This is a genomic window from Pseudomonas sp. ATCC 43928 (genome assembly GCF_005938665.2).
In the GTDB taxonomy this organism is placed as follows: domain Bacteria; phylum Pseudomonadota; class Gammaproteobacteria; order Pseudomonadales; family Pseudomonadaceae; genus Aquipseudomonas.
The window spans coordinates 485,885-498,418 of sequence record NZ_CP041753.1 but is presented as its reverse complement, the minus strand read 5'-3'; the positions used below and the strand labels follow the sequence as shown (position 1 = coordinate 498,418).

11 protein-coding genes are annotated in these 12,534 nt (G+C 61.5%); 9 read left to right on the top strand and 2 right to left on the bottom strand.

Annotated features, from left to right (window positions below; genetic code table 11):
* Positions 1–87: 87 nt before the first annotated feature.
* On the top strand, positions 88–549 hold the full coding sequence (locus FFH90_RS02230) for an ATP-dependent zinc protease (RefSeq protein WP_172901254.1): 462 nt from the start codon (positions 88–90) through the stop codon (positions 547–549).
* Positions 546–1,451, top strand: coding sequence for a 30S ribosomal protein S6--L-glutamate ligase (gene rimK / locus FFH90_RS02225; RefSeq protein WP_018929318.1), 906 nt, complete (start codon positions 546–548; stop codon positions 1,449–1,451). The genes FFH90_RS02230 and rimK overlap by 4 nt, the downstream gene beginning before the upstream one ends.
* A gap of 181 nt (positions 1,452–1,632) precedes the next feature.
* Here the strand turns inward: rimK and FFH90_RS02220 are convergent, their stop codons facing one another.
* Positions 1,633–2,946 (bottom strand): ATP-binding protein, encoded by a 1,314-nt coding sequence (locus FFH90_RS02220; RefSeq protein ID WP_007939543.1) that lies wholly within the window; start codon positions 2,944–2,946, stop codon positions 1,633–1,635.
* A 115-nt stretch (positions 2,947–3,061) separates the two neighbouring features.
* Positions 3,062–3,802, bottom strand: a complete 741-nt coding sequence (gene ompR / locus FFH90_RS02215) for a two-component system response regulator OmpR (RefSeq protein ID WP_007939544.1) — start codon at positions 3,800–3,802, stop codon at positions 3,062–3,064.
* 362 nt (positions 3,803–4,164) lie between these two features.
* Here ompR and FFH90_RS02210 point away from each other — a divergent pair, with 362 nt between their 5' ends.
* The 7 genes from FFH90_RS02210 to tauD all read left to right on the top strand — a co-directional run bounded on the left by FFH90_RS02210 (position 4,165) and on the right by tauD (position 12,482).
* Positions 4,165–6,489 (top strand): Tex family protein, encoded by a 2,325-nt coding sequence (locus FFH90_RS02210; protein WP_111453972.1) that lies wholly within the window; start codon positions 4,165–4,167, stop codon positions 6,487–6,489.
* Entirely contained in the window at positions 6,489–6,872 is a 384-nt protein-coding gene (locus FFH90_RS02205) for a PaaI family thioesterase (RefSeq protein WP_018929320.1), read from the top strand. The genes FFH90_RS02210 and FFH90_RS02205 overlap by 1 nt, the downstream gene beginning before the upstream one ends.
* 214 nt (positions 6,873–7,086) lie before the next feature.
* A complete protein-coding gene (gene gshA / locus FFH90_RS02200; protein WP_138866626.1) occupies positions 7,087–8,670 on the top strand; it encodes a glutamate--cysteine ligase in 1,584 nt (527 codons plus the stop codon).
* A gap of 296 nt (positions 8,671–8,966) precedes the next feature.
* Positions 8,967–9,944, top strand: a complete 978-nt coding sequence (tauA, locus tag FFH90_RS02195) for a taurine ABC transporter substrate-binding protein (protein WP_018929322.1) — start codon at positions 8,967–8,969, stop codon at positions 9,942–9,944.
* Positions 9,945–9,960: 16 nt separating this feature from the next.
* The gene (tauB, locus tag FFH90_RS02190) at positions 9,961–10,755 is read left to right on the top strand and encodes a taurine ABC transporter ATP-binding subunit (protein WP_018929323.1); all 795 of its coding nucleotides are present in this window, start codon (positions 9,961–9,963) and stop codon (positions 10,753–10,755) included.
* Positions 10,752–11,600: a taurine ABC transporter permease TauC gene (gene tauC / locus FFH90_RS02185; protein WP_018929324.1), complete on the top strand. Its 849-nt coding sequence runs from the start codon at positions 10,752–10,754 to the stop codon at positions 11,598–11,600. Before tauB ends, tauC begins: the two co-directional genes overlap by 4 nt.
* A gap of 39 nt (positions 11,601–11,639) precedes the next feature.
* Positions 11,640–12,482 (top strand): taurine dioxygenase, encoded by an 843-nt coding sequence (tauD, locus tag FFH90_RS02180; RefSeq protein ID WP_086944163.1) that lies wholly within the window; start codon positions 11,640–11,642, stop codon positions 12,480–12,482.
* Positions 12,483–12,534 lie beyond the last annotated feature (52 nt).

Here is a 12,534-nt window from a genome sequence, read left to right as displayed (position 1 = left end):
CATTATTCTGCGTGAATACCGCGAATTCGGCCGCACACGGCCTGAGCGGTTTTTGCCGGTTGAGCACTTTTGAAGACATTTGACCATTTGACCGTTGTCGGTCTGCGCGAGTGGGTGGCGCTCCCGGATTTGGGAGTCGCGGGCCTTCGGGCAAAAATCGACACCGGCGCCAGTACCTCCAGCCTGCATGCCACCGACATCGAGCCGTTCGAGCGCGACGGCGAACAGTGGGTGCGCTTCACCGCGCACCTGGGCACGGTGGTGCAATTGCGGCACCGGCGCTGCGAAGCACCGCTGGTAACGATGAAAACCATTAAAAGCTCCAACGGCCACGCGCAGATGCGCTATGTGGTCAGTACCACCCTGGCCCTCGGTGATCGGGTCTGGCGGGTCGAGTTCACCCTCGCCTGCCGCAAGTCCATGCGTTATCGCCTGTTACTCGGTTCCAAAGCCCTGATCGACGGCCAGTTGGTGGTCAATCCGGGCATCAAATATGTACAAGACAAGCCGGTGTTCCCGGTATCTACCCTCTCCACAGGTGTTGCATGAAGATCGCTGTGCTGTCGCGGAATCCGCGTCTGTATTCCACCCGTCGCCTGGTCGAAGCCGGTGTAGAGCGTGGCCATGAAATGGTGGTGATCGACACCCTGCGCGCCTACATGAACATTGCCAGCCACAAGCCGCAAATTCACTACCGTGGCAAACCGCTGGAGGGTTTCGATGCGGTGATCCCGCGGATCGGCGCATCGGTCACGTTTTATGGCTGCGCGGTGCTGCGCCAGTTCGAAATGATGGGGGTGTTTCCGCTCAACGAATCGGTGGCCATCGCCCGTTCCCGAGACAAACTGCGTTCCCTGCAATTGCTGTCGCGCCGGGGGATCGGTTTGCCGGTCACCGGTTTTGCGCACTCCCCGGATGACATTCCCGACTTGATCGAGATGGTCAACGGCGCACCGCTGGTGATCAAAGTGCTGGAAGGCACCCAGGGCATCGGCGTGGTGCTGTGTGAAACGGCGACGGCGGCGGAGTCGGTGATCGAGGCCTTCATGGGCTTGAAGCAGAACATCATGGTTCAGGAGTACATCAAGGAAGCCGGCGGCGCGGACATTCGCTGTTTCGTGGTCGGTGACAAGGTGATCGCGGCGATGAAGCGCCAGGCCAAGCCGGGGGAGTTTCGCTCCAACCTGCATCGCGGCGGTAGCGCGAGCCTGATCAAGATCACCCCGGAAGAACGCATGACCGCGTTGCGTGCAGCGAAGGTCATGGGTTTGGCAGTGGCGGGTGTGGATATCCTGCGTTCCAATCACGGCCCGTTGGTGATGGAAGTGAACTCGTCGCCGGGTCTGGAAGGGATTGAAACCACCACCGGGAAGAACGTGGCGGGGATCATCATCGAGCATCTGGAGAAGAATGGCGGGCCAAATATGACGCGGACCAAAGGTAAAGGGTGAAGCTTACTCAGGCCCTGCGGCGAGGGAGCTTGCTCCCGCTGAACCGGGCTGGTGGTCCAGGCCGAAGGACTCCCGAAACCGGCAACCGTGTTTTTTCATTGAAATACGGTTGCCTGATTTCACGGTCGCTGCGCAACCGAGCGGGAGCAAGCTCCCTCGCCACAGAGGTTGTGTACGACGCTTAAACCGCGTCCCGCGGCAACATCAACCCAAGCGGCAACCGAACCCGTGCTTCCAGCCCACCACCGGAGCGGTTGCGCAGCTCGACATTCCCGCCATGCATCGAGGCGATCCGTTTCACGATCGCCAGCCCCAACCCCGTCCCCTTTCCGCCCCGGGCCCGATCGCCACGGGTGAACGGGTTGAAAATCGCTTCCAGCTCCGACGGATCAATCCCCGCGCCACGGTCCATGACACTCAGCACCACATACGGCGCGCTGGTATCCCCGGACACATAAGCCGCCACTTCCACTCCACTGCCAGCGTGATGCAGCGCATTGCCGATCAGGTTGTTCAGCAGCCGCTTCATCGACACCCGACGCAACGGGAACGGCTGGATCGGCTCCAGGCGCAAGTGCACTTTTTCTTCGTTCTGGTTGTACGGTGCGGCGACTTCGCGAACCAGATCGCTCAGGTCCACTTCTTCCACCAACTCGTCACGACCGTCGCGAATGAAGGCCAGGAACTGGTCAAGAATCGCGTCCATGTCTTCGATGTCGCGGATCATGTCGTCCGTCAGGTCACTGTGATCGCCCATCAGTTCCAGGGACAGCCGCAAACGGGTCAGCGGCGTGCGCAGGTCGTGAGACACCCCGGCCAGCATCAGCTCGCGCTCGCGCCCCGCCTGTTCGACGTCTTCGGCCATCTGATTGAAGGCGCGATAAACCTCGGTCATTTCACTCGGCGTGTCGCTGATCGGCAGACGCACGCTGCGGCCCTGACCGAGTTGCCGCGCGGCATAGACCAGACGTTTCAACGGTTGATTGAGCTGGCTGACGAAAATCCACGCCGAAGCGGTCGACAACAAGCCGATGGCGAGGAACCAGCCGAGCACGTTCCAGATTTTCTGGCCGCGCAACGGATGCGGATACAGCGGCACTTTCAGCCAGCCATCGCCCAGGCTGGGCGCCCGGACCCACAGCGCCGGTGGCGAGTGCATGCGTAATCGTACTTCGGTGTCGGCACCCAGTTCGGCCTGCATCTGTCGCTGGTAGATCTCGCTGTACGGCCAGTGCTGCTCGCCTTCGGGCACACCGGCCCCTACCACCCGGATCAGGGTCGCGGCATCGGCAATCTTCGCGCGGTTCTCTTCATCGGCGGCCCAATAGGCGCGCAGCGTCAGGGCGACGCCGTGGCTGTATTGGCGATCCACCAGCACGTCTTCGTTCATCAACAGATAAACCAGGGTCAGCGCCTTGGAGAACAGGACGACGATCAGCACCAGCCACAGGGTGCGGGAGAAGAAGCTCTGGGGGAACCAAACAGGGGTTTTCATGGGTAACCGCTACACACTTGCAGGAGCGAGCGATGCTCGCATATTGCGGATCGCGAGTCTGCGGGAAAGGTCATCCGACCCGTTGCCCGCAGGACCCGCTCCTACAAATCACCGATCACTTCGTGGCGGCGCCATCCGGAACGAACACGTAGCCCACGCCCCAGACGGTCTGGATGTAGCGCGGTTTGGACGGATCGGGCTCGATCATCCGGCGCAGACGGGAGATCTGCACGTCGATGGATCGCTCCAGGGCATCCCACTCGCGGCCACGGGCCAGGTTCATCAGCTTGTCGCGGGTCAGCGGTTGACGGGCGTTCATGACCAGGGCCTTGAGCACCGCGAACTCACCGGTGGTGAGCATGTGCACTTTGTCGCCACGCTTGAGTTCGCGGGTGGCCAGGGACAGCTCGTAGTCACCGAAGGTCACGCTTTCGTCTTCGCTGCCCGGTGCACCCGGCACCGGTGCTGCCTGGCGCCGCAGCACCGCTTTGACCCGGGCCATCAGCTCGTCCGGGTTGAACGGCTTGGCCAGGTAATCGTCGGCGCCCAGTTCCAGGCCCTTGATGCGGCTCAGCTCGTCGCCCTTGGCGGTGAGCATGATGATTGGAATCTGATTGTTCGCCGTGCGCAGGCGGCGGCAGGCGGTCAGGCCGTCTTCGCCGGGCAGCATCAGGTCGAGGACGACCAGGTTGAACACTTCACGCGCCAGCAGGCGGTCCATTTGTTCGGTGTTCGGGACGGCGCGGGCACGGTAGCCCTTGCTGACGAAAAAGCGTTCCAGCAGGCTGCTCAGCCCTGGATCGTCGTCAACGATAAGAATTTTTTCGCCTTCAGCAGTTTGTGCAGTGCTGCTCATTGGATGCTCCTTTGATCTCGGCGCGCATTATGGCGTAGCTGCCGTTATACGCACCGAGTGCATTGTTAGCAGATTTTTCCTTCACCGCCAGAAAACCAGTCTTTTCGCCTACAGCCTGCAATGCCCCCGAATGACACAACGCTGGTTATAATGCGCGGCCTTTTGTGTCAGGCAACGTCTGATCGTTATTGCCGGCAACCACTTTTTATTTTCATGGCGCTGGCAGTAATTGTTCGATTTCACGGGTCAACGGCAATGCCTGTTGATCCAGGTAGCGGCGCTCGCCAGGCCGCTCAACCAGACTCGCGAAGGCCCTATTTCCGCGCCTGCGAGCCTGCTTTCACAATTTGTCAGGTGGTTTTATGGACAGCATCAACAGCCGCATCGCCGAGGAACTCGGCGTCCGCCCACAACAGGTCGAAGCGGCCGTCGCGCTACTCGATGAAGGCTCCACGGTGCCCTTCATCGCCCGCTACCGGAAAGAAGTGACCGGCAGCCTCGATGACACGCAACTGCGTCATCTGGAAGAGCGTCTGCGCTACCTGCGAGAACTCGACGAACGGCGTATCAGCATCCTCGCCAGCATCGAGGAGCAAGGCAAGCTGACCCCTGCACTTGAGCGCGACATCAAGCTCGCCGACACCAAGACCCGCCTCGAAGACTTGTACCTGCCGTACAAGCAGAAGCGCCGCACCAAGGGCCAGATCGCCCTGGAAGCCGGCCTCGGCGAACTGGCCGAAGGCCTGTTCAACGATCCAACCCTGAATCCGGAAACCGAAGCGGCGCGCTTCATCGACGCCGAAAAAGGCGTGGCCGATGTGAAGGCCGCGCTCGAAGGCGCCAAGTACATCCTCATGGAGCGCTTCGCCGAAGACGCCGGTCTGCTGGACAAGCTGCGCAATTACCTCAAGCAGGAAGCCACCCTCAGTGCCCGCGTGATCGCCGGCAAGGAAGAGGAAGGCGCCAAGTTCCGCGACTACTTCGAACACGACGAACCGCTGAAAAGCATGCCGTCCCACCGCGCACTGGCGATTTTCCGTGGCCGCAACGAAGGCATTCTCAGCTCCGCGCTGAAAGTCGGTGACGAGCTGCCGGGCACCATGCACCCGTGCGAAGGCATGATCGGCCAGCAATTCGGCATCCAGAACCAGAACCGCGCCGCCGACAAATGGCTGGGCGAAGTGGTGCGCTGGACCTGGAAGGTCAAGCTCTACACCCACCTGGAAACCGACCTGCTGGGCGAGCTGCGCGATGGCGCGGAAACCGAAGCGATCAACGTGTTCGCCCACAACCTGCACGACCTGCTGCTGGCCGCGCCGGCCGGCCCGCGTGCCACCCTGGGCCTCGATCCGGGCCTGCGCACCGGCTGCAAGGTCGCCGTGGTCGACGCCACCGGCAAGCTGCTGGACCACGCCACGGTTTACCCGCACGTGCCGCACAACAAGTGGGACCAGACCCTCGCCGTGCTCGCCGCCCTGTGCGCCAAGCATTCGGTGGACCTGATCGCCATCGGCAACGGCACCGCCAGCCGCGAAACCGACAAACTGGCGGCTGAACTGATCAAAAAATACCCAGCCATGAAGATGACCAAAGTCATGGTCTCCGAGGCCGGCGCATCGGTGTACTCGGCTTCGGAACTGGCTTCCAAGGAATTCCCGGACCTGGACGTGTCGATCCGTGGCGCGGTGTCCATCGCTCGTCGCTTGCAGGACCCGCTGGCCGAGCTGGTGAAAATCGATCCGAAATCCATCGGCGTTGGCCAATACCAGCACGACGTGTCGCAGCTGAAACTGGCGCGCGGCCTGGACGCAGTGGTCGAAGATTGCGTGAACGCCGTGGGCGTGGACGTGAATACTGCATCCGTGGCGCTGCTGGCGCGCATCTCCGGCCTCAACGCGACCCTGGCGCAGAACATCGTTGCCCACCGCGACGAGCACGGTGCGTTCAAAACCCGTGCGGCATTGAAGAAAGTCGCCCGCCTGGGTGAAAAAACCTTCGAACAGGCCGCCGGCTTCCTGCGCGTAATGAATGGCGACAATCCGCTGGATTCGTCGGCGGTTCACCCGGAAGCCTATCCGCTGGTGCAGCGCATTGCCGCTGAAACCGACCGCGACATTCGCTCGCTGATCGGCGACGCCGCGTTCCTCAAGCGCCTGGACCCGAAGAAGTACACCGACGAAACGTTCGGCCTGCCGACGGTCACCGACATTCTGCAAGAGCTGGAAAAACCTGGCCGCGACCCGCGTCCCGAGTTCAAGACCGCCGAGTTCCAGGACGGCGTCGAAGACCTCAAGGACCTGCAACTGGGCATGATCCTCGAAGGCGTGGTCACCAACGTGACCAACTTCGGTGCCTTCGTCGACATCGGCGTGCATCAGGACGGTCTGGTGCACATTTCCGCGCTGTCGGAGAAGTTCATCAAGGATCCACGCGAAGCGGTGAAGGCCGGTGATGTGGTCAAGGTGAAGGTCATGGAAGTCGATATCCCGCGCAAACGCGTCGGCCTGTCGATGCGCATGAGCGACACCCCGGGCGAGAAGATCGACGGTGCCCGTGGTGCACGTCCGGGGTCGGCTCCGCGCCAATCCCAGAACACCGCGCCGCGCAAGGAAACCCCGGCAGCGGCTCCGACCAACAACGCCATGGCGTCGCTGTTTGCCAACGCCAAGCAGTTGAAGAAACGTTGATGGAGATCCCGGCCGGCTTGACCGAAAGCGCATTTTTCAAGCTGCTGGGGTGTCGCTTGCACAGCCTGGACACCGGGGTGGCGCAAGTCGCCCTGGCGCTGGAGCCACAGTTGCGCAATCGCGGCGGCAAGCTGCACGGCGGGGCCTTGTTCAGTCTGGTGGACATTGCCATGGGGCTGGCCTGCTCCAGCACCCACGGCTTTGACCAGCAAAGCGCGACCATCGAGTGCAAGATCAACTACATCCGCGCCGTCGCCGACGGTGAAGTGATGTGCACGGCCAGGGTGATCCACCCGGGCCGTCGCACGCTTGTCGTCGAGGCCGATGTGATGCAAGGCGACAAACTGGTCGCAAAAGCACAAGGCACGTTCGCTGTCCTGTAGCCCCCAATCATCAATTTGAGTTAATTTCGGCGCTGTGACTACAGCGTCGGAGTTTCGTTCGCTCGTGTCTGCCAGATTCAAGGATTGAAGTTGGCCTTTCAATACGGGCCTGTATGGCTCAAGAACCAGGCGAAAACGCCAGTTTCAACTTCACCCTTGTAGACCGTCTTGCCCACCCCCATATTGGGGCGACTGACGCGTGAAGGAATCCAACTTGAGCGAACTTCTCAACCGCCGCCTGGCTCTGCTCGGCGAGCGCGCTAACCTCTCTCTGCTCGAACAGTGCCTTCACGGCATCGAACGTGAATGCCTGCGCGTGACAGGCGAAGGGCGCCTGGCACAAACGCCGCACCCCGAAGCATTGGGTTCCGCGCTGACCAACGAACAAATCACCACTGACTACTCCGAGTCGCTGCTGGAGTTCATCACGCCGGCCCTGCCAGACCCGGCGGATACGCTGGCGAGCCTGGACAAGATTCACCGGTTTGCCTACAGCAAACTCGGCGACGAGTACCTGTGGAGTCCATCGATGCCGTGCCCGTTGCCGGCCGAGGAAGACATCCCGATCGCCTATTACGGCACCTCCAACATCGGTCAGCTCAAGTACGTCTATCGCAAGGGCCTGGCCCTGCGTTACGGCAAGACGATGCAGTGCATCGCCGGGATCCACTACAACTTTTCCCTGCCGGAAAAGCTCTGGCCGCTGCTTAAAGAGGCCGAAGGCTTTGTCGGCACCGACCGCGATTATCAGTCGTCAGCCTACATCGCGCTGATCCGCAACTTCCGTCGCTACAGCTGGCTGCTGATGTACCTTTTCGGCGCGTCCCCTGCACTGGACGCCGGTTTCCTGCGCGGTCGCTCGCATCAACTGGAACAACTGGATCCGGACACCTTGTACCTGCCGTACGCCACCAGCCTGCGCATGAGCGATCTGGGTTACCAGAGCAACGCCCAAGCCGGCCTGACGCCGTGCTACAACGATCTGACCAGCTACACCGACAGCCTGCGCAAAGCGGTAGCTACGCCGTATCCAGCGTACGTCGAGGTGGGTACGCACAAGGACGGTGAGTGGGTTCAGCTCAACACCAACATCCTGCAGATCGAAAACGAGTACTACTCCAACATCCGCCCCAAGCGTGTGACCTACACCGGCGAACGGCCGATTCAGGCGCTGGTGGCCCGTGGCATCCAGTACGTCGAAGTCCGCTGCCTGGACATCAACCCGTTCCTGCCGATGGGCATCGACCTCACCGAATCACGGTTCCTCGACGCATTCCTGCTGTACTGCGCGCTGAACGAAAGCCCGCTGTTGACCAGTACCAGCTGCGGTAACGCAACGTCGAACTTCCTCAGCGTGGTCAAGGAAGGTCGTCGTCCGGGCCTGCAACTGCAACGCGACGGGCAAGCGGTGGACATGAAGGAATGGGCCGGCGAATTGCTGGAGAAGATTGCGCCACTGGCGGCGCTGCTGGATCAGAGCCATGGCGGCGATGCCCACAGCAAGGCGCTGGACGCCCAAATGGCCAAGGTCCAGGACTCGTCCCTGACGCCATCGGCCCAGGTGCTGGCAGCGATGGCCGAGCACAAGGAAAGCTTCGCCCAGTTCTCCTTGCGCCAAAGCCAGGCGCATGCGGAGTTTTTCCGCAGCGAGCCGCTTTCAGGCGAAGAACAGGCCAGGTTTGAAGAGTTGGCGCGTTCGTCGTTGGCTCAACAGGCTGAACTTGAACAGAACGAAGTCGGCGATTTCGATGTGTTTGTCGGGTCGTATCAGGCGAGCATTCTGGCGATCAGCAATTAGACGTAAACCTCTGTGGCGAGGGAGCTTGCTCCCGCTCGGCTGCGCAGCAGCCGTAAAATCTGCGACGGTGTTTAATCTGGCACAACACCTTCGCTTTTTTTGAGAGTCCTTCGGCCTGGAGCGCCAGCCCGGTCCAGCGGGAGCAAGCTCCCTCGCCACAAGAGCAATACACGACTATTCTCCCTTAGAATTTTCCGCTCATATGCTAATTCTAAAAAGTTATTTATTTTAAGTTTCTTATATCATTTAGTCTCTTTTTCACGCCGACTCCCGGTCGTCTGAAAAGGAGCTTCCCCATGAAACTGATTTCCCCCCTTCGCCTTCTGGTGGCCGCGTCGTTGGCTGCGGCGAGCTTCCTGGCTCAGGCGGCAGACGTGACCGTCGCCTACCAGACTACCGTTGACCCGGCCAAAGTCGCCCAAGCCGACGGCGCCTACGAAAAAGCCACCAAAGCCAGTATCGACTGGCGCAAATTCGATAGCGGCGCCGACATCATCGCCGCCATCGCTTCCGGTGATGTGCAGATCGGCTATCTCGGCTCCAGCCCCCTGACGGCGGCAATCACCCGCAAAGTCCCGGTGGAAACCTTCCTCATCGCCACCCAGATCGGCGCCGCCGAAGCCTTGGTCGCGCGCGACGGGTCCGGGATCAAGACCCCGCAAGACCTGATCGGCAAGAAAGTCGCCGTACCGTTCGTCTCCACCGGCCACTACAGCCTGCTTGCAGCGCTGAAACACTGGAACATCGACCCGTCGAAAGTCACCGTGCTCAACCTCGCGCCGCCAGCGATCATCGCGGCATGGAAACGCGGTGACATCGACGCCACCTACGTGTGGGACCCGGCGCTCGGTGTGGCCAAGGAAAACGGCAAAGTGCTGATCACTTCCGGCGAACTGGCCAAGTTCGGCGCGCCGACCTTCGATGCCTGGATCGTGCGCAAGGACTTCGCCGAGAAGCATCCGGAGATCGTCACCGCATTCGCCAAAGTGACCCTCGATGCCTACGCCGACTACCGCAAGGATCCGCAAGCCTGGCTGGCCAACCAAAGCAACGTCGACAAACTGGTGAAACTCTCCGGTGCCAAGGCCAGCGATATTCCGCTGCTGCTGCAAGGCAACGTGTATCCGCTGGCGGCTGATCAGGTGATCACCCTCGGCGCGCCGACCACCAAGGCCATTACCGACACCGCGGCGTTCCTCAAGGAACAGGGCAAGGTCGAGGCTGTGCTGCCGGACTACGCGCCGTACGTCAGCGCCAAGTACATCACCAACTGATCGGGAGTTAACCGCGATGGCTTTGCTACAGCTGGAGCGCATCAGCGCACAGTACCCCGGTGCAGCGGAACCTGTGCTGGCGGATATTTCCCTGAGCCTTGGGCCCCGGCAGTTGCTGGTCGCCCTCGGCCCTTCCGGCAGTGGCAAGACTTCGCTGTTGAACCTGATTGCCGGTTTCGTCGAGCCCAGCGCCGGGCGCATCACCCTTGACGGCGTGCCGGTCAAAGGCCCGAGCGCCGAGCGCGGCGTGGTGTTTCAGGACGACGCCCTGCTGCCTTGGCAGGACGTGCTGGCCAACGTCGGCTTCGGCCTGGAACTGGCCGGCGCCGCGCGGGAAAAACGTGAACAGCGCGCCCGGGAAATGCTCGCGCTGGTAGACCTTTCCGGTTTCGAAAACCGCCGCATCTGGCAACTCTCGGGCGGGCAGAAACAACGTGTCGGCCTGGCCCGCGCCCTCGCCGCCGACCCTCGGGTGTTGCTGATGGACGAACCCTTCGGCGCCCTGGATGCCTTCACCCGCGAACAGATGCAGGAGCTGCTGCTGCAAGTCTGGCAACGCACCGCCAAACCGGTGTTCCTGATTACCCACGATATTGAAGAAGCGGTGTTCCTCGCCACCGACCTGATTCTGCTGGCGCCGAATCCCGGGCAAATCGTCGAGCGCCTGAGCCTGGATTTTGGCCAACGTTACGCCGCAGGTGAATCGGCGCGCTCGATCAAGTCCGACCCGCGTTTTATCGAAACCCGCGAACACGTGCTCGCCAAAGTGTTCTCCCAACGCAGTGCCGTCCAGCGGCAGGAGCACGCATGAGCAGCTATGGAATTCCCGCCGCAACGGTAAAACCCGGTTCAAAGGTGAAGGGCTCGGCGGTGATCGCGCTACGCCGCCGTATCAGCACCCGCTGGATCAGCGTGCTGACACTGATCGCGCTGTTGGCGATCTGGTGGGCCGTCACCGCCACCGGTTTGATCGAACCACTGTTCCTGCCGCCCCCCTCCGCCGTGCTGCAAAAAGGCTGGTTGCTGGTGACCAGCGGTTACATGGATTCGACCTTGTGGCAGCACTTGGGCGCGAGCCTCAGCCGCATCGGTTTGGGCCTGGGCTTCGCAGTGCTGACCGCAGTGCCGATCGGCATTGCCATCGGCCACAACCGCATTGCTCGCGGCATTCTCGATCCGCTGATCGAGTTTTACCGCCCGATTCCGCCCCTGGCCTATTTGCCGCTGATCGTGATCTGGTGCGGCATCGGTGAGCTGTCGAAAGTGTTGCTGATCTACCTGGCGATCTTCGCCCCGATAGCCATCGCCACCGCCACCGGCGTGCGCACCGTCGACCCGGCGAAATTGCGCGCCGCGCAGTCGTTGGGTGCGACTCGGGCGCAGTTGATTCGCCATGTGATTCTGCCCAGTGCCTTGCCGGACATTTTGACCGGCGTGCGCATTGGCTTGGGGGTAGGTTGGTCGACGCTGGTGGCTGCCGAGTTGATCGCTGCCACCAGCGGTTTGGGCTTCATGGTGCAGTCGGCGGCGCAGTTCCTGGTCACCGATGTGGTGGTGCTGGGGATTCTGGTGATCGCGCTGATCGCCTTCGCCATGGAGATGGGCCTGCGCGCCCTGCAGCGCAAACTGGTGCCGTGGCATGGCCAGGCTCACTGAATATTCATGTGTCGACACCCCGGATTGAAGAGAACCACCATGAGCCACCTGACTATCGTCCCTTTAAGCTGCGCCCTCGGCGCGCAAATCAGCGGCGTCGACATCAGTCAGCCGCTGAACGCGGAACAACGCGCCGCCATCGAGCAGGCGCTGCTCAAGTATCAGGTGCTGTTCTTCCGCAACCAGCCGATCGAGCCACAGCAACAGGCGCGATTCGCCGCCTATTTCGGCGACCTGCATATTCATCCGATCTACCCGAACGTGCCGGAACAACCGGAAGTACTGATCCTCGACACCGCCGTCACCGACGTGCGGGACAACGCGATCTGGCACACCGATGTGACGTTCCTGCCGACCCCGGCGATGGGCGCGGTGCTCAGCGCCAAGTTGCTGCCGGAGTTTGGCGGCGACACCCTGTGGGCCAGCGGCATTGCGGCGTATGAAGCGTTGTCCGCGCCGATGAAAACCTTGCTCGAGGGGCTGACCGCCACTCACGATTTCACCCGCTCGTTTCCACTGGAGCGCTATGGCAACACGCCGGAGGCGTTGGCCCAGTGGGAAGAAGCCCGGCGCAAGAACCCGCCACTGTCACACCCGGTGATTCGTACACACCCGGTGAGCGGGCGCCGGTCGTTATTCGTCAATGAGGGCTTCACATCGAAGATCAATGAGTTGTCGGAAACCGAGAGCGAAGCAGTTCTGAAGTTCTTGTTCGCCCACACCACACGGCCGGACTTCACCATCCGCTGGCGCTGGCAGAAAGACGACATCGCGTTTTGGGATAACCGCGTGACCCAGCATTACGCGGTGGATGATTACCGCCCGGCACGGCGGGTGATGCAGCGGGCGACGGTGTTGGGGGATGTGCCGTTTTTTCGTTGATCCGCCAGTTCCCGATCGTTCCCACGCTCTGCATGGGAACGATCAGTACTCA

Coding starts and splice junctions, on each gene's coding strand:
- tauD (WP_086944163.1), top strand. CDS start 11,640: ATGAGCCACCTGACTATCGTCCCTTTAAGCTGCGCCCTCGGCGCGCAA.
- rimK (WP_018929318.1), top strand. CDS start 546: ATGAAGATCGCTGTGCTGTCGCGGAATCCGCGTCTGTATTCCACCCGT.
- tauB (WP_018929323.1), top strand. CDS start 9,961: ATGGCTTTGCTACAGCTGGAGCGCATCAGCGCACAGTACCCCGGTGCA.
- ompR (WP_007939544.1), bottom strand. CDS start 3,802: ATGAGCAGCACTGCACAAACTGCTGAAGGCGAAAAAATTCTTATCGTT.
- FFH90_RS02220 (WP_007939543.1), bottom strand. CDS start 2,946: ATGAAAACCCCTGTTTGGTTCCCCCAGAGCTTCTTCTCCCGCACCCTG.
- tauA (WP_018929322.1), top strand. CDS start 8,967: ATGAAACTGATTTCCCCCCTTCGCCTTCTGGTGGCCGCGTCGTTGGCT.
- tauC (WP_018929324.1), top strand. CDS start 10,752: ATGAGCAGCTATGGAATTCCCGCCGCAACGGTAAAACCCGGTTCAAAG.
- FFH90_RS02210 (WP_111453972.1), top strand. CDS start 4,165: ATGGACAGCATCAACAGCCGCATCGCCGAGGAACTCGGCGTCCGCCCA.
- FFH90_RS02205 (WP_018929320.1), top strand. CDS start 6,489: ATGGAGATCCCGGCCGGCTTGACCGAAAGCGCATTTTTCAAGCTGCTG.